Source organism: Fusibacter fontis (genome assembly GCF_055378735.1).
Window position 1 is genome coordinate 2,469,384 of record NZ_AP042445.1, and the last position, 24,820, is coordinate 2,494,203.

The 24,820-nt window shown below is 37.8% G+C and carries 19 protein-coding genes; 16 read left to right on the plus strand and 3 right to left on the minus strand.

Annotated elements, in window-relative coordinates:
* Nucleotides 1–46 precede the first annotated feature (46 nt).
* The 8 genes from ACZ41W_RS11035 (at nucleotide 47) to ACZ41W_RS11070 (ending at nucleotide 10,382) form a co-directional block, all read left to right on the plus strand.
* A complete protein-coding gene (locus tag ACZ41W_RS11035) occupies nucleotides 47–955 on the plus strand; it encodes a M15 family metallopeptidase (protein ID WP_464312033.1) in 909 nt (302 codons plus the stop codon).
* A gap of 72 nt (nucleotides 956–1,027) precedes the next feature.
* Nucleotides 1,028–1,450 (plus strand): hypothetical protein, encoded by a 423-nt coding sequence (locus tag ACZ41W_RS11040; RefSeq protein ID WP_464312034.1) that lies wholly within the window; start codon nucleotides 1,028–1,030, stop codon nucleotides 1,448–1,450.
* Nucleotides 1,450–1,920, plus strand: coding sequence for a zinc ribbon domain-containing protein (locus ACZ41W_RS11045; protein WP_464312035.1), 471 nt, complete (start codon nucleotides 1,450–1,452; stop codon nucleotides 1,918–1,920). Before ACZ41W_RS11040 ends, ACZ41W_RS11045 begins: the two co-directional genes overlap by 1 nt.
* Before the next feature lie 3 nt (nucleotides 1,921–1,923).
* Nucleotides 1,924–3,645 (plus strand): hypothetical protein, encoded by a 1,722-nt coding sequence (locus tag ACZ41W_RS11050; protein WP_464312036.1) that lies wholly within the window; start codon nucleotides 1,924–1,926, stop codon nucleotides 3,643–3,645.
* Between the two features lie 48 nt (nucleotides 3,646–3,693).
* Nucleotides 3,694–7,734, plus strand: a complete 4,041-nt coding sequence (locus ACZ41W_RS11055) for a vWA domain-containing protein (RefSeq protein WP_464312037.1) — start codon at nucleotides 3,694–3,696, stop codon at nucleotides 7,732–7,734.
* A 9-nt stretch (nucleotides 7,735–7,743) separates the two neighbouring features.
* The gene (locus tag ACZ41W_RS11060; RefSeq protein ID WP_464312038.1) at nucleotides 7,744–9,297 is read left to right on the plus strand and encodes a hypothetical protein; all 1,554 of its coding nucleotides are present in this window, start codon (nucleotides 7,744–7,746) and stop codon (nucleotides 9,295–9,297) included.
* The gene (locus tag ACZ41W_RS11065; RefSeq protein WP_464312039.1) at nucleotides 9,269–9,769 is read left to right on the plus strand and encodes a zinc ribbon domain-containing protein; all 501 of its coding nucleotides are present in this window, start codon (nucleotides 9,269–9,271) and stop codon (nucleotides 9,767–9,769) included. The genes ACZ41W_RS11060 and ACZ41W_RS11065 overlap by 29 nt, the downstream gene beginning before the upstream one ends.
* On the plus strand, nucleotides 9,759–10,382 hold the full coding sequence (locus ACZ41W_RS11070; RefSeq protein WP_464312040.1) for a hypothetical protein: 624 nt from the start codon (nucleotides 9,759–9,761) through the stop codon (nucleotides 10,380–10,382). The genes ACZ41W_RS11065 and ACZ41W_RS11070 overlap by 11 nt, the downstream gene beginning before the upstream one ends.
* Before the next feature lie 276 nt (nucleotides 10,383–10,658).
* Here the strand turns inward: ACZ41W_RS11070 and ACZ41W_RS11075 are convergent, their stop codons facing one another.
* Nucleotides 10,659–11,633, minus strand: coding sequence for an ATP-binding protein (locus tag ACZ41W_RS11075; protein WP_464312041.1), 975 nt, complete (start codon nucleotides 11,631–11,633; stop codon nucleotides 10,659–10,661).
* Nucleotides 11,634–11,682: 49 nt separating this feature from the next.
* Complete coding sequence (locus ACZ41W_RS11080) at nucleotides 11,683–12,726, minus strand: DnaD domain-containing protein (RefSeq protein WP_464312042.1); 1,044 nt, start codon at nucleotides 12,724–12,726, stop codon at nucleotides 11,683–11,685.
* Nucleotides 12,727–13,128: 402 nt separating this feature from the next.
* Here ACZ41W_RS11080 and ACZ41W_RS11085 point away from each other — a divergent pair, with 402 nt between their 5' ends.
* From ACZ41W_RS11085 to ACZ41W_RS11120, 8 genes are all read left to right on the plus strand, one after another.
* On the plus strand, nucleotides 13,129–14,688 hold the full coding sequence (locus ACZ41W_RS11085) for a peptidoglycan DD-metalloendopeptidase family protein (RefSeq protein ID WP_464312043.1): 1,560 nt from the start codon (nucleotides 13,129–13,131) through the stop codon (nucleotides 14,686–14,688).
* A gap of 129 nt (nucleotides 14,689–14,817) precedes the next feature.
* Nucleotides 14,818–15,516, plus strand: a complete 699-nt coding sequence (yycF, locus tag ACZ41W_RS11090; RefSeq protein ID WP_464312044.1) for a response regulator YycF — start codon at nucleotides 14,818–14,820, stop codon at nucleotides 15,514–15,516.
* 41 nt (nucleotides 15,517–15,557) lie between these two features.
* Entirely contained in the window at nucleotides 15,558–17,324 is a 1,767-nt protein-coding gene (locus tag ACZ41W_RS11095; protein ID WP_464312045.1) for a sensor histidine kinase, read from the plus strand.
* Between the two features lie 98 nt (nucleotides 17,325–17,422).
* Nucleotides 17,423–18,226 carry a hypothetical protein gene (locus ACZ41W_RS11100; protein WP_464312046.1) on the plus strand — a complete coding sequence of 268 codons (804 nt, stop codon included), beginning with the start codon at nucleotides 17,423–17,425 and terminating at the stop codon, nucleotides 18,224–18,226.
* A gap of 18 nt (nucleotides 18,227–18,244) precedes the next feature.
* The gene (locus ACZ41W_RS11105; protein ID WP_464312047.1) at nucleotides 18,245–19,708 is read left to right on the plus strand and encodes a hypothetical protein; all 1,464 of its coding nucleotides are present in this window, start codon (nucleotides 18,245–18,247) and stop codon (nucleotides 19,706–19,708) included.
* Between the two features lie 36 nt (nucleotides 19,709–19,744).
* Nucleotides 19,745–20,608: a hypothetical protein gene (locus tag ACZ41W_RS11110; protein WP_464312048.1), complete on the plus strand. Its 864-nt coding sequence runs from the start codon at nucleotides 19,745–19,747 to the stop codon at nucleotides 20,606–20,608.
* An 11-nt stretch (nucleotides 20,609–20,619) separates the two neighbouring features.
* The gene (locus tag ACZ41W_RS11115; RefSeq protein WP_464312049.1) at nucleotides 20,620–21,423 is read left to right on the plus strand and encodes an MBL fold metallo-hydrolase; all 804 of its coding nucleotides are present in this window, start codon (nucleotides 20,620–20,622) and stop codon (nucleotides 21,421–21,423) included.
* Between the two features lie 29 nt (nucleotides 21,424–21,452).
* The gene (locus ACZ41W_RS11120; protein WP_464312050.1) at nucleotides 21,453–23,270 is read left to right on the plus strand and encodes a serine hydrolase domain-containing protein; all 1,818 of its coding nucleotides are present in this window, start codon (nucleotides 21,453–21,455) and stop codon (nucleotides 23,268–23,270) included.
* 149 nt (nucleotides 23,271–23,419) lie between these two features.
* On the opposite strand, the gene lysA is transcribed toward ACZ41W_RS11120, so the two are convergent.
* A complete protein-coding gene (gene lysA, locus ACZ41W_RS11125; RefSeq protein WP_464312051.1) occupies nucleotides 23,420–24,712 on the minus strand; it encodes a diaminopimelate decarboxylase in 1,293 nt (430 codons plus the stop codon).
* Between the last annotated feature and the right edge of the window lie 108 nt (nucleotides 24,713–24,820).

Here is a 24,820-nt window from a genome sequence, read left to right on the forward strand (position 1 = left end):
CCCAATTAATCATTATAAAAGAAAAAATCTTAGGAAACGACGCGCGATGATTGTCATGACACTCATCCTACTCATCGCTGCAGTCGTAGTGGTGTTAAAAATGACCCTACTCAATAATAAAGAAGATAAGACTGAACACTATATCACTGTAGAAACCTCTGAACCTGTCACTACAGAAAGTATGACGAATGGTGTACAAACAGAAACAACTGAAAATACAACCTTAGAGACGACTGAAAATGCCGCCATGGAGACGACTGAAAGTCAAACTGCTCAAGTGACAACTGAGCCTTCAAGTAGCACAGTGAAAAAGCCTTCAGACACGACTTTCACTTTAGAGGAAGTTTATAACTACGACAAAAATCAGGTGGGTACAATTAGTCACCCGTCGTCGATGACGGTTTTGGTCAATAAGCTTAACCAGTTACCTCAGGAATACATTCCTGAAGACTTAGTGGTTCCAAATGTGAAATTTTCATTCTCGGGTGATAATCCTAAGAAATACATGAGAGAAGAAGCGGCTACGGCACTTGAACAGATGTTTCAGGGGGCTAAAGATAATGGTTACAGAATCTATGCAGTGAGTGGTTATCGTTCTTACGAACGCCAAAAATCTCTTTACAATAATTATGTGAGTCAATATGGTCAAGCATCTGCAGATCAGTTTAGTGCGCAACCGGGGAAAAGTGAGCACCAAACGGGACTCGCAATGGATGTCACTTCTGAAAGTGTGGGATATGAGCTTGTTGGTGAATTTGGCGAAACAGATGAAGGAAAATGGCTCGCTGAAAATGCACATGTCTATGGTTTTATTTTGAGATATCCATCCGACAAAACTGAAATTACAGGCTACATGTACGAACCTTGGCATTTTAGATATGTAGGTGTGAGTTTAGCTCAGGAAGTTTACAACTCGAAATTATCGCTAGAAGAGTATTATGATTCGATACAATAATCAACCTTAATTGTAATGATCTTGCATCATTCAAATAAAACACAAAATATATTATTAAATGGGGGACGTAAAATGAAATCAAAATTAGGCATTACCGTTGGATTGTTTGGAGCAGGGGTTTACTTTGGAAATCTCTTCGGGGGCATGTTGATATCGCTCTTATTGCTTGCATACGTGCTTTTATTTGAAGAAAATGAATGGCTCAAAATTGCGACGATTAAAGCAACAGTTTTACTAATGAGTTTTGCATTTGCTGGCATGCTCATCGACATGATTCCAAGAACAATTGAAGTGTTTACAAGCTTTGTAGATATTTTTGAAGTGGATTACGATGTGATGATGATTCACAGAATTACATCATTTTTCTCGACAGTTCTCAACTATCTTGAAGCTGTACTGTTCTTAGTTCTAGGCGTTAAAGCATTGAATCAAGGAACTGTAAAAATTGGATTTATCGATCAAATCATACAAAAAAATTATAAGGACGTGAAATAATGGATCTATTTAAAGACATCAGTAAAAAAGTCGTTACAGCAAGTAAAGATGCGATTAAAATGACGCAAAATTTAACAGAAGTGGCTTCAAAAAAATCAAAAATCTCGGATTTGAACAATTTAAAATCAAAAAAATTTGAAGCAATGGGCGAATTTTATTATCAAAATTACGCTGAAAATCCAATCGAAGCGTTTCAGGGGATTATTCAAGAAATTCAAACAATATTCAGTGAAATTGGTAGACTCGAAGCTGAAATTTTACAAATTCAAGGCACTGTAAAATGTACAAATTGCGGTTCGGAGTTTGGAAAAGGCGTCAATTTCTGCCCAGATTGTGGTCAGAAAAATCTGGCAGTAGAAGTAGCCGTAGAAGTTGAAGTAAAGACCAATAAATGCCCTGTTTGTGATGCAGAACTTGAAGAAAATTCTAAGTTTTGCGGGAGTTGCGGGAATAAAATTGTGAAGGAGTAGCATATGAAGTGTGAGTTTTGTGGAGTAGAGAATACTTCTGATAGCTTATTTTGCATAGAATGTGGAGGAAAATTACCTCCTGTAGAACCACTATCTCAAGCACCGTCTCAAGCACCATCGCCACAAGCACCAACACAAGCGCAAGCATCGACTCAATCAATACCATCGCAACCAGCGTCGTCGCAGAGTGTTGCGCCACTTAGTCAAACGAATTTGTCAGCGAGTTTAAATAGTGAACTTGAAAAAGTCAAACAAGTAAAATCCGGTAAAGTCACAATGCATTTAAAAAAGAACCTAAAGTTGATCATCCCAATTGTAATCGTATGCCTTGCAGTGTTTATCGTCTCTAAATGGACATCGCGTTCAAATGATCTTTATGATCACCGCATTTTGCACATTGAGACGAATGGAGAAACAGCCATCTGTTCCTTTGATGGAGAAGCAGTTGAACTCGAAGAAGGATTTTATACTTCGGCTTATTCGCTGGATCGATCCGTGGTTGCTTTTACAGACTCAAATGGAACATTATATGTCTTCTATGACGACGAAGTGATAGAAGTTGAAGATGATGTCTATTCGTACAAGTTATCCGCGAAGGGTAATCGAATTGCTTACCTGACCAATTATGAAGATCAAGTAGGCGATTTAATGGTGTATGATATGAAATCGGATAAAACCATTGAAATTACTGATGAAGCATACATGGATGCATATTCAGAGGTCTCAAATGGTCCGTTTGTGCTCTCGCCAGAAGGGGATCGAATTGGATTTGTCGGAGATTATGACGATGAAGATGGGTCTTTTGCTGGATTTACAGCTGTCGTTGGTAAAGAACCAGTAAAAATCGGAAAGAACCTCTATCCACTCGCTTTGTCAGACGATGGAAAATACGTGTACCATGCAAAAATTAGCAACGAAGATGGTTCCTTTGACGTCACAGTGATGACGAAGAAAGAGGAGAATAAACTGTTGAACGATGTCTATGATTTCCGTTTGACGTTTAACCTGGATTTATCTCAAGTCGTTTATAGCAAAGAGGGTTCTGAGTATATATCGATAAAAGGCGCTGATGAAATCAAGATGAACCGGTCAACACTCGAACTCGTGAATACAAATGGAGTCGCTCAATCAGTCAATCGTTTAACATCTGAAATAGGTAGTTGTCTTTTTACAGGATTTGAAGACTTAACACGTCAGATTTATACGGATCAAGAAGCACTTTATTACTTGGACGATGATAAAGACGCTCAAAAAATTACGGATGATATCAATCAAGGCTATATCGTCTCAAAAGACAATCAATCGATTTTATGTGGACATGAGGGAGAACTTTATTTAATTAAAAACATTCAAAATCCCGATAAAATCGTGGAATACGATGTTGATGATATGAGCAGTTTCGATGCATCCTCAGACTTAAAACAGATTTACTATATCAACGAAGATTATGAAATCATGTATTTCAATGGGAAAAAATCGACAAAAGTAGGCGATGATCCAACCAATTGGGTTGTGAACAATGCAAATGGCACGTTGTATTACATTTCAGATGAAGAACTGTACTTCGTAGAAAAGACAAAACACGAAAAAATTTCAACGGAATCGGATGTCGTTGGTCTCTTTGAAATCTATGATATTGTCTTTTATTCTGAATCGGATTCCGACTCAGAATATACTTTTTATCGAATGATGAAAAAGGATAAATTTGAATTGATCTATGAGTAATAAAATTAATAGACCACCCTTACAGGTGGTCTTTTTTAGGAGAATGAGATGAATGATTATGCAATTTTACTAATCATGACACTAATCACATGGGTCGTTTTATTGATTCTAACGATAAAACGAAAGTATTATAAATTTCAATCCATTTCAATCTTGGGATTGCTCTTAGGTTGTGCCGTCTTCTTTGGCATGTCGAGCTTGAGTCTATATCAAGAAGATCAATTGGGATTTTATGCGAGTAAAGAACGCGTAGACTATCAGTTGATTCGAAAATATTTAGTAGAAGGAAACTTAGGTGCTGCTCAAGATGCCATGGAGCGTTTACCTGTCGTCGAATCTCCGGAAGAGGCTTCAGAAAGTACGTTGCTGAAAGCGAGAATTGCAGTACTGTCAGGCGCTTATGAAGAAGCGCTCGTTCATTATGAAATGCTGGGAAATTCTGAACTCGATGAATGGATACAGCTCAAAACGTATATGGCAAACGCCCATCAAAATTCTGCTCAAGTAGGACAAAATTCTAGCCAAGCAGAACAAGAAGCGCTCATTCAACGAATCCATCAATCGTTAGATGATGAATTTGATCAAGAGGATTCAACTGGTTCAGATGCCCTTCGAAAAATTGCGAAATATGCATCTGAAATAGAGACGTATTATCAGATGAGTCAACAAGAATCTCTTTCCATTGAAGAAAACGCAAATTCGGATATCGAGAAGATCGTTAAAAAAATGAACAACGAAATGGCAGCTGACTTGTCGTTTAATACCAATGAAAATCTGAGAATTACACGATTGAAGGGCTATCTCTTAATTGGAGAGTACGATGAAATTGCGAAAGCAGTTGATGAGAGCGCAAGTACAGAAGAATTGATGATCGTATCAGAACTTTATCTCAACGATATGGTGAATGAAGGCGATTTTTCAGAGGCTTATGATCAATTTAAAGTACAAGATTACAATCTCGTCATGGATCAGGTCGATTGGATTGTCGACAAAAAACTAGACGATGAACCCAAAAGGGTGAGAAAAGCGTATCAAGAAACATTAGATGTCTTGGAGTCGTACAAAAAAAACAGCGTTCTTGAAATGATGAAAAAAGACATATACGAGCACGTACAGGACGAAGTGACCAATACCACAAGTAAAGCGTATTTGCAGCTTTCCAAAATAGATCAAGCTTTGGGAAATCAAAGTTCTGCAAATGAACACATCTCGACTGCCATTGAAACGTCATATGCTTCAAATGACGATGCGTATAAAGTGCCAATGGAAGCGCTTTTAGAGGTCATCACTTCTTCAGAAAATAAAATTGATCACGTTAAAGAAATCTCAAGCTATGTGGATACCGTACTCGATCATTCTGTGCCATTTGATGCAAATGAATGGATTGAACCACTGGCGAATCAAAATCAAGATCAAACTCAAAATCAAGAAAATCTCTCATTTAACGATTTTATGAAAGTGGCTGTTGTGAAAAAAACCGCAACCATCACCATTGGACACATTGATGCATCCAATTATCCGTCGATGAGAGTTAAAGTCCAAATCAATGAAAATGACGAGCTTAAAGGTGTGGATCTAAAAGACAGTCTAAACGTCATGGACACTTATGAGAACCTAGATGCCTTTAAATTTGAGAAAGTGAACTACAATCAATCCAATATCGTACTTTTATGCGACGTTTCAGGCAGTATGGACGAGAATGTCGATATTTTAAAAAATACCATTATCGAGTTTTCAAATCAAATGAATGATAACGAAGCGGTTTCGGTTGTAGGATTTGACGATACCATCACGTTCTCATCTGATTTTTCAGCAGATCCAGGTGTTGTGGCGTCCTATGCCGATCAGATTGGCGCGTTTGGAGGCACCAATATGTATGGCGCTTTAATGCAAATGGACGGTCGTTTTGAAAATAGTTTTGATGAAAACAATGTGGTCATTTTATTGACAGATGGGATGGACAGTACGCAGTATGACACGGAAGAAATCTTTAAGAATGTTCGACAATTAGCTGAAAACAACGGATTAACAGTCTATACAGTCGGCCTTGGCAGCAGTGTGAATAGCGAGTATTTGTACAACATCGCCGAGGCGGGCAATGGAAGTTTTATCTACGTTGACAATGAAGTGACACTGAACTCGTTCTATGATTTTATCCATACACAAGCAACCAATCAATACGCCCTTGAGTACACCGTTGAAAATGTCAACGAGATCAATCGCGTCTTGAATTTGTCGATGGACGGTTCACTAGCTACGGCTCAAAAGAGTTATTCTGTTGGCGACATACCAGGTGTTGTAGATCAAATAGAAGAGAAATTAATAGCAGAAAGCAATCAAACGAAAATCAATGGACTCATTACAAAGCAAATCTACAGCATCGCAAAAGAGCAGACAATTCAATTATCAGGTGAAAAACTCAAAACGTCTGAAAAAGTGGAGGTTCAAGTCAGTGGGCCTAAAAGCCTCACTCTAGAAGCGACGGTTGTTGATGAAACCACGATTGAACTCATGATCCCAGCGCATATGAAGGTTGGTACCTACGATTTACATGTGAAGATGCAAGAAGGTGCGTTTAAACTGGAAAATGAATTAACCGTCGTCGATGCCAATTATCAACCAGCAGAGTTTCAGTATGGCGATTATCGCTTTAAGGCGATGAGTAAAAAATACAGCCCAGAAGGTCATTTGATTCTTTCTGGAAACGTTGTGATGAATGATTATTTGAGATTTAAAGGGAATGTCATCATCGAGTATGCAAAAGATTTGAGTCAATCAAAACTCAGAGTCGTAGATGAAAAAGGCTGTTACATTACCTTTGATTATTCCAGTGTGGGACTCGCTAAGACCTTGGGACAAAGGGGAATTGCATCAAATATAGGAAAATTGACGAATTTTTATATCTATTCAGATCCGTTTGATGCTGAAGACTATGATGATTTTCCGTACAGCATGAATCCGATTGAGTCATTGAAACTGGATTATTTGACGATTCTCTCAGGGAATTTCAGAGTGTACCCAGAATTTGTTGAACTGAATGGATTCAATTTAAAGTTGGCTTTGCCGATGCAAGATGTTCTTTTTAAGCATTTCCCAAATGTCATTCCAGAAGAAAAGATGACGATGGAAAGTAGTATGCTCATCTCCAGTCAAGCGATAGGTTTTGATGGAAAAATCGAGTATGAAAATGTCAATGATGAACGTTCTCCAACGTTTAAACTTGGCAAATTGCCACTTGGTCTCAATGCCTTTTCATTTGAATTTGACACCACTCAAAATAATTACGATGTAGAAATAGACGTTGGACTTGAGCAACTGGGAGATATCGAAGGTTTGACTGTTCAATTTGGTATTGCAAATGGCAGATTTGATTCCATTGGGATGCAATCTGAAGGACCCGAGTGGACGGTGATTAGAACACCAATTCCTGTGACTTTTAAGGACTTTGGGTTTAAACTTGAGGGTTTTGCAAACCGACCAAATGAAGAAGATGTCAGTGAAAAGGCGATTGAAATCTTGTTTGAAGCAGAAGTGGCAGATCTTACGGATTACTTGCCTAAAATCAAAAAACTTCTCAAACTGGAGGAAGGTTTCCCGCTTATCGAACTAGAAGATGCCAGTGTTAAAACGTCCATTAGCGAGTTCAACATCGATATTACAGCAGATGCGAAGCTTATGACGCTGATGGATATCGGGAATATTCGATTGGTACTCGGAAAATTTGATTATACCAATACATTGATTGGATACAATGATGTGACGCAATACGGCATGATGAGCGTCGTGAAGATTGGCACGGAAGTTGAAATGAATAGCGTGGATATGAGTCTTTATGGAACGGGTGAAATGACACTGGGGTATCCTTACACGGGCACAAAATATGGAGGAGAAGTAGATTTTGATATCGGCTGGAATGTTCTTAAAAAAGATGTGGATGTTAGTGGAGAATTTATGTTCGGCGTCTACATGAACAGTCAAAACAAACTTCAATTCTCAATCATTGTGGATGGTAAAAATGGAAAGGGAAAACAGTCTGGTTTTCATTTGTGGTTTAATAATGACGAAAAATTTGAATTCAAGAAATATTAAGGTGGCTTTATGAAAAAAACCCTATTAATTTTGATCGTGCTCTTGTTACTGAACCTACCAACATTTGCAGAAGATTTACAGTGGCAAGTCATTGATGGCAAATCGGACATCGTCGTAACAATCGTATGGGAAAAATCTACTCCAAATGTCATTTTTGTCGACCCATCTGGAAAGGCATATCACGCCGTAGATTCGACGAAAACCTATGATGATAAAATCGTATTTTATAAGATCGAGGCACCTAAAGCAGGGGCATGGTCTATGCGACTTGATAAAAAAGACAATCCTTTTGTGGAGATTGCCGTTCAGGAATATCACGAAAATCCTGTGGTCGAGCAATTGACCATTCAAGCAGTGGAAAATGGCTCTTTACCCGTGTCTTTTACAGTGACGCACAAAGAATCGTTACCAGTGAATTTGGTGGTATCGGCAGTGACTGAAGTGGGAGGACCTGAAAAGGTTCTCTACACAGGAATAGCCAATACCAACGAAGTTCAATCTTTAAGAGTCGATTTATCCAAACTTGCATCTTATGACCCATATCTGATCCAAGTCAAAGCGCTTTTTAATATCGATGGGATCGATTATTTTGATACTGCGACTTCCAATCCGTTTTCTTGGACCAATACAGCAAAGGCCTCGATGCAAGATTTCGAGCTTACAATCGACGAAACGCAGCATCGAGTAGAAGTGGCTTGGCCGAACCTCGATTATGATGCAGAGCGCATATTGGTGGCGATTTTTGAAGATCAAGAAAAAGAACCCAGTACTTTTTTTGAATTTGATCCAGATGAAGAAGTGAGTTTGTCCTATCTTGAGAAAACAAAACATCTCAGAGTGGAGCTCAGTTTGAAAAAGTCTGGTGTATATGTTTCCACGCTTGTGAAAGAACTGAGTTTAGATGCATCTAATATTCAGTTAGAAGAGCTCGCCGCAACAAATAAGAACCACTTAAAGATGCATTATACCAATTTAAGTGCCATTCCCGTTCAAGTTACCGTAGGTGAAAAAACGGAGAATATGACCTTAAATGGATCTGGTGAGTACGATATCCAACTGGAGGATTTCGATAATGAAGTGGTCATTGAATACACAGACAAGGGCATTACGAGAAAAGTGACACGAACCATTTTTGTCGATCATATTCCACCAGAGCTCGTTGTTGAGACGAGTGATCAAATCTCAAAAGGGATGATTCGATTCGTTGGTTATCTAAAAGATGGAAATAGCGTTTGGATCAATGGCGTTGAAACGCCCCTGCAAGAAAATGGCATGTTTACAGCAGAGATCAAACAGGGCGAAGACATGATCATCATTGCAAAAGACATCGCTGGAAATGAAACACAGTATATCTATGATCCAAAAGTGGCTAAAGAACCATCAGAAGAAAAATCGAATCTCTTTTCACAGATTAACAAATGGGATATTTTTAGTCATTTTAAGACCAAGCACCTCATGATCATCATGGGCGCGTTCAGTGTACTTTTAATCCTATATGCTGCTGTATTTTGGAAGAAACACGAGGAGGTAAAAGATGACGAAGATGAAAAAAATCGTGGATAGAGTGATCTTAGTATGTCTTCTTGTCATGAGTTTTTCTTTGCTGGTGTATTCGAGTTATATGGTGATTTTAACGGGAAAATTTATCAAGACAAAAGCGTATATTGATCTATCTGTTTCAAACTTTAGCGAATCTTTAAAGCTCCTAAAGACGCATGAACAGTATCGACTCCTTCTTTATGTATCGATTGCAATTGTGGTTTTAGAAATTCTCTATATCGTGACTCATAAATGGGTCGTTCGAAAGCTTCGGGCACTGGCACTTCAGCTTAAAACACCTCGTCCAAAAGCAGATAAACGCATGAAACAAGAGTCGGTACTTCTGAAACAAGTGACAGGTCTACCGAACCAAGCTGCGACGCTACCGAATCAAGAATCAAGGCAATTTTGCACGAGTTGTGGGCATGAAAACAAGCTGGATACGAAGTTCTGTGTAAATTGTGGTGCTTTGATGGAGGGAAAACATGAAAATTGAATCCAGACCATTGAATCCACTTCATTTTGCGAATCGATTTAAGAAACACCTGCGCATCACGATTCCAGGTATGTTGACGATTCTTGCGATGATTCACATCTTTGTCCAAGATGAACAGACAAAATCCACCGTACTTTATGTGTATTTTCTGATAGCAAGTGCTTTTATTGTCACGCTTTTCTATAGTGTCATCTCCAGTTCTGGAAGAGACTTTTCTGGGCAGTTCATCGAGATTGATGGCAACCGAGTACGTTCAAAAGAATTGTTTACTCAAGCCGCTTTTTTCACAACAAAAGAGGCATTGTTTTCGACCTGTGACATCGACCTAACGGAGGTTCAAGCAATTGAAAATGCTGAGAATGACTATGATTCAAATCGGGTGATTGGCATTATCTTGTGTATGAAAGAGGGGTATCAGCATTCTAAACTTGAGATTTCAAATTCAAATGACGATTTACCCCCCCAACAGAATCATTCATCGAGCAGTGTACAGACCAATCCACAGGCCAGTCCACCGATGCGATTTAGACTATCAAGTTATGGATATGATCACGACACCTTTGCAGCAGTCATCAAGGAGATTGTATTGGCGTTTGAGAGGCTTAAGCGATAGTCACAGATGAAAATCGGATCATTCAATCAATATGAATCTGAAAATTAATTTGATGAAAGTCAAAAAAATAAACACGGTTAGTGGGCTCAACCACTCAAACCGTGTTTTTTACATATTTTTGTACATGAAGACGTTTAAATGAATCAATAAATAAATGAATCAATAAATCAATAAATCAATAAATGAATCAATAAATCAATAAATCAATAAATCAATAAGCAATTCAATACATGAATCAATAGACAAATCACGAATCGTTCATCTATAAAACTTTACCTAACGTTCCCAACGAATATCCGGACCATAGAATTTGACCATTTGATAGTGACCTTTGATGCGTGAATCAATACGGTCATTATAAAAACTTGCAATTTCCGACAATTTAATATTAGTAGAAATAATCGTGCTTTTTTCATTGAGTATGCGCGTATTAATGATGTTATAAAATTCACTAATCGTAAAACTATTCGCCGTTTCTGTTCCAAGATCATCGATAATTAACAAATCGACGTCAAAAAGCTGCTGATAGGCCATTTCGAAAAAAGGATTTCCCTTATCGGTAAAAGTCTTCTTTTCGATGATGTGAATGATGCTAAATGGCGTCTGATAGATAACGGAATACCCCTTGTCAATCAAGGCTTTGGCGATACAGTTACAAAGGTAAGTTTTCCCAAGGCCGCTCGATCCAAAGAAGAAAAGGTTTTGCCCACGCGGAAAGTTTTTAACGAAACTTTCAGAATCCGACAAAATATGCATCATATTTTCTCGCTGTGTCAGTTGTTCTTTCGGTAAAATTGAACTCGAGAACACGTTGAGGTTAAACTGATCAAAGTTTTGATGCAATAATTGCTGTCTGATTCCAGACATTTCATACGCTTTGTCGATGAGTTTTTGATTAAAGCACTTACAGCGCTTTTGATCCTCGGTAAATCCCGTATCTTGACATTTTTCACAGGCATAATGAGTCTCTAAATAATCGATGGGTATGCCATGATCGGTCATCAACACGACTTTTTCACTCTTAAGTTGATCGAGTTCTTTTTTGAGCGCATTGAGCAATCGATCGGCTTCATGGGGTCTTTTTAAGACGATTTTTGAAATCTCAGAACTGATTTGACTCATTTTCAAATCGATTTGTGCAATTTGCGGCACTTTCTCATAGAGCATCTGCTTTCGCTCTTTTCGATCGCGTTTGTTCTTTTCTTGCTGAGTCCGATAAGACTCTAAAATCTCGTGATAAGCGCTGTTCATGTGTAACCCCTTTCGTTAAATGCATCATTGAAAGAGAAGACTTGAACACCTACTTACGTTTATTGAGCAAGATGGTTTCAAGTTCCTCATCTGTATAGGTTTTTTCTTTTTCAATCGTATAATTTTTGCGTTTACTTGCAGAAGGACTCTTTTCCTTTCCTTCATTCTTTTGACTTTTTTCGCCTTCAAATTTAACAAAATCGGCGTAGGTATGAACATTGTTTTGATGAAGGGTGTCCATCATCTTATCAATATAGTTGAAGTTGATATTCAGCGTCTTTTTAGATAAATCCTTGATGATTTCAAAAAGGTCGCCTGGAGCGACTGAAAACTCATCTAGCCACTTGTCGATCAAAGTCCTTTCACTCGCATTGGGCTGTCTAAAGGCTATGCCCAAGAGTTTTAAAATTTCTTTGTAGATTCCGTACCGAACTGCATTTTCTTTTAGATAGGTTTCTACTTCTTCGCTTGAACTCAATCCGGCATTAATCCAGGATAACAAAGTAGATTTTACGGTTTTAATATTACGAATATTTCTTTCTACATAACAATAAGTGAATGCTTTGAGAATCATTTCGCCGTCACGCGTATAATTTTCATATAGATCGCTAATTTCCCGATGATCCACGTAATTAAGCGGGTGTCCAATGGCCTTCTCAATCGACTGAGTGAGTGTTTGAAAGACACGACTTTCTTCTTTAAATGGGTTAGGTGTTGTATTTTTACTCGCTGTGCGATTGGTTTTTCCCTGTGCATTTTTACGTTCGTAGCTGTTCTTAATATAGAGCGAGCGCAATGATATAAATTCGATGTCGTACTGCTGTTTTTCATCGTGAAAGTGTCGAATCACAAGTCCTACTTTTTCCCAATAACTCCATGCTTCATGCACATCTTGAATGGGGAGCGAGAGCATGCTGGCGATGGTTTGGTTGTCGTATCGATATTTTTGATTTTCTTCTTTAGAAAGCAGCATGGCCAAGAGAAAAACTTTAACGTAAGTGCCACTTGCAGATGGCATAAATTCTGTGATAAACATGTTTTCAATGCTCAATTCACCTAAATCAAACTCAGGTGGTTGTCTAAAAAAACCCATAAGTGATTTGCAGATTGCGATGCAATGCTGCTCTCCTTTCTGACCGATTCTATTTTAAGTTTTAAAATGGTATGATGCACTTATACAAGTATTTAAGTGCGACGTTCTACTTGTCATAGTTATTATAGCATTGATTGAAGAGATAGTTTATTACTATTTGAATCCTTTGAGAGGGCTAAGTTCTCAAAAAAAAGAATATTACAAAAAAATTTCAGTCAAAAACCACAAGATATAGAAAGTTTGTGGAAATGAAGAAGCACATATAGACAAAAAATCCCATAATTTACCATTTGAAAATATTTTCATTTAATCTATGGGAATTATGTGCTATAATTAAGGAGGTATTTATAACTAGAAAGAGACAGAACCATTGAAAAATAGCCATTGCTAAAGGAGTCTAGGATGGGGAAAAATAAGAAATATGTCTCAAATAAGTATGTTTACAAGAAGCCAAACACGAAGTATATCGTCAAGAACGCTTCACCATCAGAAAACGGTGTAAAATTTTCTCAATTTTTAACTGGCATCGCGAAACCGTTTCACCAGTTTGGAGAGAAAGTATCAGTACTTGTTAAGAGCATAAAATCGAAAGATCAAAAAGGTTCAGCCGATCGAAAGAATACAAAGCACAATTTGAATATAAACTTCAAAAAATTAGAACCGATCATGAACAAAGCGTCAGCACTCACTCAAAAAGGGTGGACAGTGATTAAGCCTTACAAACTTTACGTAGCAGGAGTTGCCGCGATTTTAACGGTTTCTGTGATCGGAGTTGCGACTTTGTCATCATTAGATGATAAAAAAGAAGCCAATGTATCAAGCAAGCAACATGTCATTGATGTCGCTAAGTCAGAAAGTGATGGAAAAGAAGACGTACTCGTGAAAACGACAAAAGACGAGTATAAAACAGCAGATTTCTTTGCAATTACGACGCAACAACTCTTAGTCAATGGCAAAGTAATAGCGAACTTTAAAACAGCTGCTGAAGCACAAAGTGTTTTAGACCAGTTAAAAAAGAAATTTACGCCAACTGATGGTACTGTTGTAAAACGCATGTATTTTTCAGAAGAAGTCATGATTCAAGAAGGTCATGTGGCTTTAGTAGATTTTAAAGCATATGATACACCAGAAACAGCACTCGGATATATTGTGAAAGGCACGAAAGAAGAAAAGATGCATACCGTTCAACAGGGTGAAAACTATTGGACCATTGCTCAGCTCTATGGAATCAATCCATATGACCTTGAAAAAGCCAATCCAGATATCAAAGCAGAAACCATTCAAATTGGTCAACAAATCAGTTTAGTGGTTCCTAAACCAATTATCAGTGTATGTACAGTAGAAGAAGCTTCTTATTCAGAACAAGTGGCATTTGAAGTGCAATATGAAGAATCTTCTAACCTTTATAAAGGCGAAACAAAAACAAAAGTCAACGGAATCTATGGTGAAAATGCAATTGTTGCAGAAGTCATCAAAGAAAACGGACGCGAAATCGGTCGTACGATTTTGTCAAAGCAAGTGGTGTCAGCACCAACTGCAAAAGTCGTTTACAAAGGAACAAAAGCAGCACCGGCTAAAAAAGGAACAGGCGTCTTGATGCGACCAGCGTCAAGGGGATATGTAAGTTCTGAGTTTGGTGTTTGGAGATCTTATAGACGACACACGGGTATTGACGTGGCAATGGATGTTGGTAATTCAGTATTTGCCGCAGATGGTGGAACAGTTACCTATGCAGGATATTCAAGTTCTTATGGTAAGTACATGATCATTGACCACGGCGGTAACATGACGACGCTTTATGCTCACTGTAGTGCTCTGTATGTAACAAAGGGTACAAAAGTATATAAAGGTCAAACCATTGCAGCGAGTGGTAACACAGGAAATAGTACGGGACCTCACTTACATTTCGAGGTGAGAATCAACGGTGTTCCGAAAAATCCACGTAATTATGTTAATTTTTAATGATAAAGCGAGTCTATGACTCGCTTTTTTTCGTTGAATCAGATACAATAGTAAGTGTTGTTTTATAACGTTTCATAACGATCAAGTACTTATAGAATGATATAAGTATGTGAACAAGGGGGAAAACCTATGAATAAGAAAATTCTCATTGTGGATGACGAAAAACCGATTTCAGATATTATAAAATTTAATTTAGTGAAAGAAGGCTATGAAATTGAAACGGCCTTTGATGGCGAAGAAGCCCTCAAAAAAGTGTATCAATTTCAACCGGATTTGGTGCTTTTAGATGTGATGCTTCCTAAACTTGATGGATTTCAAGTGTGTAGACGCATTCGTGAAGCTTTCAACATGCCGATTATTATGTTGACAGCAAAAGAAGAAGAAGTGGATAAAGTTCTTGGATTCGAACTTGGAGCAGATGATTATATTACAAAGCCATTTGGTATGAGGGAGTTAATTGCACGTGTAAAAGCCAATATTCGTCGATTGTCATTAGTGGAAATCGAGGGTGGAACCAGTGCAGGAAACATGATTTACGCTGGAAAACTCGTCATCGATTTAGACCGATATGAAGTAAGTAAAGACGATCAAGTGATTGAATTAACACTTAGAGAATTTGAACTTTTAAAATTCCTTGCGATTCAGGCCAATCAAATTTTTACGAGAGAACAACTATTAAAAGACGTTTGGGGTTACGAGTATTTTGGTGATATTCGAACTGTTGACGTTACTGTCAGACGTTTAAGAGAAAAAGTGGAAGACGATTCAAGTGAACCGACGTATATTATGACGAAGCGTGGCGTTGGGTATTACTTTAAAAGAAGTTAATCCTTATTGGATTCATGATACACACGCTTTTTAGGAGTCTCATGTTTAAGAGTATTCGTTCGCGGTTTACAATTATATATTTTTTATTGGTATTCATCGCGATGATCATTGCAGGCGTATTGATTGTTCAATCGCTTGAAGAATACAACTTAGAGGTCGTTTCAAAGCGACTGGATGATATTTCTCAAATTATCATGTCTGAGCTTTCTAAACTTGAAACAGATGATTTAACAACCGTTAAATCCGAACTTCAGGAGATTATCGACAGACATGTGGACATCGGTCTTCGCGAGGAAATCTTTATTATTGAAAATAAATCCCATGAAATTTTAGCGACCAGTACCGAAAATTTGGGAAGAGACATCACGGATATTTTAGATGATAACTTAGTGGTTCAAGGTTTAATTGGAAATACCATGGAGAAAAACATTGAAATCAGTGATTCCGTCAAGACAAAAGACAAGGTCTATCCCATCTTCAAAAAAGACCAACAACTGGGAATTGTCTATCTGAGATATGATTTAAATGATATTTATCAATCCATTAGCAAAGCGAGAATGATTATTTTCAGGGCGATTTTGATCTCGCTTCTCGTGACGATTGTCATTGGGTTTATTATTTCAAAGAGCATCACCGAACCCATTAATGAGGTAACCAAACGAGCATCCTTGCTTGCTGAAGGGGATTATAACCAAATTGTAGAGATTCAATCAGATGATGAAATTGGCGTGTTGTCCAGTACGTTCAATTTTCTCGCTGGAGAACTAAAAAATAACGTCAGTGAAATAACGCGCGAAAAGAGCAAACTTGAAGCCATCATCAATTATATGGAAGATGGACTGATTGCCATTAATGCAGAAGGTGCTATTATCCATTCAAATCCAAAGGCCATTAAGATGTTATCCGATGGCGATCAGTTTGACGATGGACTGATTGGTGATTTGCTGTCCATTTACAACTCTGCCCGTATGGACTCAGGCGTAGGTTCTAAGAGTATCAATGCGAAGGGTCTTACTTTAAAGGTAAACTTTGCGCCGTTTTTGGACGAGCATTCAAACAAGGTAGGCATCGTCTTTGTGCTCCAAGATATCACAGAAGCAGAGAGACTTGAACATATGCGGCGAGAATTTGTCGCCAATGTATCTCATGAGTTAAAAACGCCGATCACCAGTATCAAGAGCTACACCGAGACGATTTTAGACGGACATGTAGATGACGCGGAAACTCAGAAGATGTTTTTAGAAGTCGTGAATACAGAAGCGGATCGGATGTCTCGAATTGTCAGTGACTTACTTGAACTCAGTAATTTTGATTCGAATTCAATTCGACTTAAAAAAGCGAAGTATTCAGTCAATCAAATTATCGACAATTGTGTTCTTAAACTAAAAGTGACAGCTGAACAAAGCAAGCAAAAAATTATCAATCATTATTCGGATTTTGCATTTGAAGCATTACTAGACAAAGACCGAATTGAACAAGTTATTTTAAATATCTTATCGAATGCCATTAAGTATTCACCTGAAGCAGGAGAAATTATCATCGATTTGAGACAAGGCGAGCAGAATGGCGAGTTCGAAATTGTCATTCAAGATAGTGGTATAGGGATTCCTGAAGAGGATATGAGTCGTATTTTCGAACGTTTTTATAGAGTGGATAAGGCGAGATCACGAGCGAGAGGAGGCACTGGTTTAGGGTTGTCTATCGCAAAAGAGATCTTAGAAGCGCATAACGGGCGTATTCGAATCGAATCAGAGTTCAATCATGGGACGAAAGTGACGTTGACCCTGCCATTAGAATCAAATGTGTAATGTCATTTTAAGATGCGTGTAATCATTCTGTAACAAGAATTGTGTATAATAATAATGTGAGTTTCTATGACTCATCAAATTTATTTTTGGAGGCGACTATGTTTCGCAAGTGTATTTCACTAACATTGATTTTGGTTCTCATATTATCCTGCCAGATGGCGTTTGCGACGAGCAATCATCCTGTGACGGCAGATCAAATTATTATAGTAGAGCCAAGTACTGAGATAATCAGTAATGAAAAACAAGTCATTGTGACTGTGAATATCGTGAGCAACAAACTGAAAGATCGTCCTCTGACGATGTCACTTGTACGCGTTGAAAATAAATTAACCTTTGCTGAAAACTTAGGAAGTGATCTAAAAGTTTCTGTTATGAACCTCGTGTCATCAGCAATAGGAAACATGGATCGACAAATCAAATACAATGCAACATACGATACATCGGCGCCTGTATACTCTGAAAATTATAAAAAAGAAACTCAGCTCATCAATCGCTATTATGAGCTCAATCAAAGTATTAGCAGCAAAGATGAAGAAATCAAAGTCCTCAATAAAAAATATAATTTTGCATCCATTGCAGGAAAAACAGAAGAACTTGCCAAGCTAAATACGGAAGCTCATGCGGCATATAAGAGATGGACAAATCTAAAAATTGCTGTAGCAGAAGAGCGAAAAGAGCTTGAGAAGATTCAATTTGAGTTTTCAACTTATTTTGAAAAACAAGTGTATGTGGATCAAATCAATGGTCCAAGTTATTCAAAAGTAGTTGGTAAATTATCAACAGGTCATTATGTTCTTCGTTTTATCGATGACGAGAAGCAATTGATTAAAGAGTTTGAGTTTGATGTGATTGACAATCAAGAAATCATTAAAGTGATGCCTTTGATTGGTAACACTAAATAGAATAATCGGGAGTCCTAGATGAAAGGCACAAGAGAATTATTAAAGTCCATTTTGTTGGTTACTTTGGTGCTTTCTTCGATAGTTTTGACCTATATGAATTTGTTTAACGGATTGATCATAAATGGCAAATCTAGCGATGTGGCAGATATTTCATCTTCAAATTTATCCCAGTATATAAACCCCCAAAGTTTTTTAGTAAGCTTTGGGGGTCTATCATATACAAAAGTATATGATTTGGCGGATCAAAAGGAAATTTGGAGTGTTGTCAGACCCTATATTGAAAGCTGTTTTTTAGAGTTTGAATCGGTTAAAGAGATAACAAAAGCAGAGTATAACGAGGCGTTTTCTGGAAAAAGCGTCTTAATTCGCATGCCCTTTAATCTCTCAGTAGATGAATTTCTAAGTTTATTTTCTGAAAAACAATCCGTGAATACCACGCTTAAAATGACACCCAAAGAATACGTGTTAAAGGTTGGAAATGAACGGTCTCTCTATGTTTATGACGAAGTCAATCAGAAGTATTTTCAACTTACCAATAAGGCAAAAGCACATGATGTCGAACCTTTAATCCGCGATTTAAAAGATCGTGGCATTGTGGAATATCGCAAAATAGCAGAGCGTTTTAGTCTCGACTCAACAGTGGAATCTCCATATGATCGATTAAATTACGAACTCATTCCCGTTGAACAGGATTTTGCGGTACCGAGCCTACTTGTGGAAAACGAAGTGAGTTTAGATGAAACCAAATTCACAGAGGAAGTGGCCTCCATATCGAGCGCTATTTTTGGCAATCGATTGGATTTCGTTAAGAAGCTAAAAGATGTCAATGAATCGATTATTTTGATGTACGGATATGGCGATAAATCTCTTACGGTGACGAAAGAGGGCTTGATATCTTATCGAAAGAAACTCGACCATGTCAGTGCAAAAAAGACGACATTTAAAGAGGCGTTTTCGCTTGCAATAGGTCGAATTGAAAATTTTGGCGTGATACCTGAAGGTCTCTATTTAGAGCGGTTCACATATAGTAAAGAATCCAGTACGTATGAGTTCTACTTTAATTATAAATTAAATGCATATTCTATGACGCATTTCAGTTCGGATGAAGCACCTGTGAAAATCACCGTTCAAGACAATCAAGTTGTGTCTGTCGATAAAAATATCAAAATTTTTGCTGGAGAGTATCAAACGGCACTCACGATGAGTAAAGGCAATCTTTATGCTGTGGATGAATGTATCAATGATAATTCATTAGAAATTGTGGTTTTCTACTTACAAGATAATGAAAAAAGAGAAGAAGTGCTAGATCCTACTGATTATTATTTCCCGTTGAGAAGTGAAATTAAAAGCATTGATTTAACTTACTTAGAATGGATAGACAATGGTCAAAGCACCGTAAAACCAGTTTGGCAAGTAGTCATAGATCAAAGAACCTATATTTTTGATGCTTTTTCAGGAGATCTTATAACAGCGTATTTGTAATGGATTGAGAGCTTAATATGAACAAGGAGTCTATCTATGAATTGGAGAAAAATCAAGACGATTCTCATTGTCGTTTTATTGATGACAAATGCTTTTTTAGGGTATACCTACGTGATTGAAAAAGTTCGCTTTCATGCAGATTTGAAAAATAATATTGAAGATATGATACAGTTATATGAGTCTAAGGAAATTCGCATCAATCAAGAAAAATTATCATTTCCGAGGTCGATTCGTTCTGCGAATATTACTTTTGAAACGTACGATGGGACTTTTGTCGATCGTCTTTTGGGAATTTCATATGAATTTGACGGTGAACAGTATTTTAATTCAACAGATATCTTGAAACTCGATGAAAATCAAATCATTATTGGGAAATCAGCACATTTTAGCCGCATTCAACATGACTCTCCCAATAATCTGAAGGGATTCAAACGGATAGACCAACCTTCTACTAAAGGTGGATACATTGAAAAGTCAGCGATGTATTTTAAAAATAAAAATATGTCTCTAAATTATGACAAAGTTCAAATCAGACAGCTTGGGCGATATACAATTGTCCAATTTTATCAGTATTATGAAACGTATTTGTTTGATGAATCTAAGTTGCTCGTTTGGTTCTACGAGGATGAAATTGTTGGATTTTCAAGAAAAAACATCGTGAATACTAGTACTACACCAGGTACTAAGTATGATATAATCACGGTAGACCGCGTACTTTACGAGTTGTTACCGGATCTTGATGAAGGAGATGAGGTAACGAACATTAAAATTGTCTATAAGTTAAACGATGCAAGCCTCATGGTCAACAATTTGGTTTCTGGTGAAGCATTGCCCTATTATCAGTTGAAATTAGCGGATGGACAAGTATTTTACGTACGCGCAGTCAATTATTTTGAATAAATGAGGCATTTATGGCACTATCTTTTTGTTCTCTAGCCAGCGGTAGTTCAGGAAACTGTCAGTTTGTTGGTTCAGAAACCACTCGAATTCTCGTGGATGCGGGAATGAGTGGGAAATATATTAAGGCATCGCTTGAAACGATTCATGTCGATATTCATTCGATTAATGGCATATTGATTACACATGAACACTCAGATCACATTAGTGGACTGGGTGTTTTGATGCGCAAATTTAAGATTCCCTTGTATGTAACTGAAAAAACTTGGGAAGCGATTCAAACGAAGGTGGGTGAAATTGATCCCTCTCTTCTACACGTTTATGAAACCATTGATTCATTGACGATTGGAGATATTCAAATTCAGTCCACGCGAATTACTCATGACGCTGTGGATCCACTTTGCTATACCTTTACAAATGAGCAGTCCAAAATCGGAATTGCAACTGACTTAGGCGCAGTTAACGATGCGGTGATTGAGAATTTTAAGGACTGTGACCTTTTAATGATTGAGTCTAACCACGATATTGAGATGCTTAAAATAGGACCATATCCGATTTATCTCAAGCGTCGTATTTTAAGTGAATTTGGTCACTTGAGTAACGAGGACGCAGGCTATATTGCGAGAGAGATCATCGACTATGGCGTGGCAAAAAACATTTTATTGGGCCATTTGAGTAAGGAAAACAACTTTCCAGATTTAGCTTATGAGACCGTAAGAGGCATTTTGGAGTCTAGCGGGATTATTGTAGGAAAGGACATCAATTTAGATTTAACGTATCGAGATAAAGTAGGAAAACTATATAAGATTGTGAAATAAGCAATCGTGTGTGTGATAAGGAGTGACGCGTGAAAAAAACTCTCAGATTTGGGTTAGTCCTATTGATTTGTTGTTCCTTGGTAATGGGAAGTGCATTTGCAACGACAGAGGACGAGGGACTCGATCATGAAATAAATGTCGAGATGGTGAATTACAATATACCTGGTATGATGGTAACGGTTGTTAAAAATGGCATGGTACAGATGAAAGCCGCTTATGGCGATGCCAATATAACGACAAAAACCCCTATGGATACAGGTTTGTCGTTGATTCAGACGGGTTCTATTTCTAAGGTATTGACCACATATGCCCTTTTAGAGCTTTTAAAAAATGAAAATATTTCTGTGGATGATTCTATTGAAGCCTATCTACCAGACTACTTAAAAGACAACGACTATCTGTGCGATTTGACTTATAAAAATTTATTGACACATACAACGGGACTCGCGGCTTTAAAAGCCGATTCAGCGAATCAAGAGGATCCACTTCGAACGATGAAACTCAGTTTTGCAGACAATGCAAAGCAATTTTTTGAAACCTACCGTTTAAAACCGGTCATTGAAAAGGATAACTATACCATCGTATCCAATGTTGGATATTTACTCGCTGGAGTGCTCATTGAAAGCATATCAGGGGAACGTTATGAGTACTATATGGCAGAACATGTTTTGACGCCTATGGAGATGACCGTTTCTGGGGATATTCTTATGGGAAGAAATGTCATTGGCCCCAAAATGGTTCAGAATTACTCTGTCTACGGAGGTAGTAAAACACCACTTTCTCATTTTAATACCAAGTATTTACCATCAGAAGATTTCATTACGACGGTAGATGACATGACAAAATTTTTGATGAGGCTGACTTCAAATAGCTTATCTGAAGATATGAAAGAAGCTATGTTCACAAGACAAATTGCCAATAATCCATATATTTCAGGTAAAAGCTATGGTTTTACAGTTGTGAAATATGGAAAATATGAAGCCTATATTCACGATGGGGGTATTCCGGGCTCTAACTCGAGATTATTGGTCATTCCGAAGTTGAACTTAGGAATCTTTTTAACGTATAACTCCAATAATTTAGAGGCACGTGAGAGTTTTACCAACGTGGTCTTAGGGGACTTAATTGAAGATTTCAAAAAAACCGCTGTAGAGGAGCCTTATCCAATTGAAGATTTGTCTAAATTTACAGGCGTTTATTCGCCTGTCAATGCCTCTGAAGAGACGATTGAGAAACTCACGAGAATTATTCATCAAGTGAGAATTAAAGCCACAGCAACCGGCATTGAGATCGATTCGGATGTCTATGTACCAATTAGCGAGACCATTTTCTATTGTGAAGAAAATGAGACGTTTGCAGAATTTCGAACCAATGAATCCGGACAATTGGAGTATCTGATTGTAGGAAATTCCATCTACGAGCGCACGTCATTTTTTCAAAGTAAGATCGTCGCGGGATCATTGATTATTTTTATGACGATTTGCAACGCTTTAGGACTTTTAATTTTGTTGACCAAATGGTCGGATCTGAAAGTGCATCGCATACATGAGACACCTCGATTTATTTTCTTGCTACACAGCTTGGCGATATCGGGAATCCTGATTTTCATTTTAATTATCTCAAGTTCATATGATATTTGGGATGTCATCTATGGGATCAATATTCCGATTTATGGAACGCGATTGTTTGGAATTGGCGCGTTGATTTTATCATTTCCCGCTGCACTGATGCTGAATCATGCAAAGCAGGATTATCGATGGAACGGTTTGATTTTGAATGTGTATCGCATTCAGTGGCTACTAGGGCTATTCTTGATTATTTGGCTTTTTATTTATAACTTAATTTAGAAATTAAAATAAAAAATGTTGATTAAAATATGAAAAACATGAAAAATTGGGACTTGTGTGGATAACCTGTTGATAAAAGCATAGATATCCACAAAACGAAAGCACTTATAGGCGTACCCGTCGGGATAAATCGCTATAAGTGCTTTATTTTATTTCAAGTGTGCAGGGATTTCATCGAGACGAAGTAGGTCTTCATAGGACTCACGACGGATGATGATATGGGAATCGCCATGATTGACGAGCACCACTGGTGGATTTGGATGTTTATTATAGTGAGAAGCCATGGAATAATGGTAAGCGCCTGTCGTAAAGACGGCAATAATATCATCTTCGCGAACAACGGGAAGTGGCAGCGATTCTATGAGAATATCACCCGATTCACAACATTTTCCACAAAGCGTCACGGTTTGAATATTAGGTTCATTGAGCTTTTCTACGAGTTTTGCCTCATACTGAGCTTGATATAAAGCAGGTCGTAAATTATCGGTCATTCCGCCATCAACAGAGACAAAAATTTTGCCGCTTAATCGACTTTTTATAGCGCCTACGGTGTAAAGTGTTACGCCAGCTTCAGCAACGAGAAATCGACCAGGCTCAATAAACACAGTTGGGCGTTCAATTCCATGGGCATCGCTAAAACGTTCGATGAGTGCCATGATGGGATCAACGAAATGAGCAATATCCTTTGGTTTGTCTGTTTCGATATATTTTGCTGCAAACCCACCGCCTATATTGAGTTCCTGAACGGCAATTTGATGAAGCGTGAGTTCATTCAGCACGATTTCCAATGCTTCAACGTGTGAAGAAACATCGAAAATCTGTGACCCAACATGAAAATGAAACCCTAGAAATTCAATGAGCGGCTGATCGGTAACAGTTTGAATGGCTTCTTTTAAAGACGTATCATCTAGTGAAAAACCGAACTTAGAATCGGAGTGACCTGTTGTAATATAGTGATGTGTATCACTTTTAACGCCAGGTGTGACGCGAAAGAGGACGTGGGTTTTTCGATTCATTGCCGTACAGAGCGTGTTGAGTGCAATGAGTTCATACATATTGTCAACGATAATGCGACCGACTTGATGATGGATGGCATACTCAAGTTCTTCGAGGGACTTATTATTACCGTGAAATATAATTTTTTCCGATGGAAAATCCGCTTGTAGTGCCGTGTATAATTCTCCACCAGAGACAACATCTAAGTAGAGTCCTTCTTGATTCATGATTTTTGCAATGGATCGAGTTAGGAGCGCTTTACTTGCATAAGCGGCATGAGTGCGCTCATATTTCTGTGTGAATTGTTCTCGTACCATCTGGCATTTTTGACGAATACAGTTTTCAGAAAGAATGTAAACAGGTGTTTTATAGTGTTGAGCCAAATCGCTCGCTCGACAATCTTCTATATAAAGTGAGCCATTTCGATTTTCAATCCATGCACTCATTTGAACCTCCTCAGTGCGTTTATACTAAAATCATACCTTTCAAAAATAGGTTTGTAAAGACAATTAAACCATATTTCAAAATATTCAGAAAACAGCGCGAAATCGATT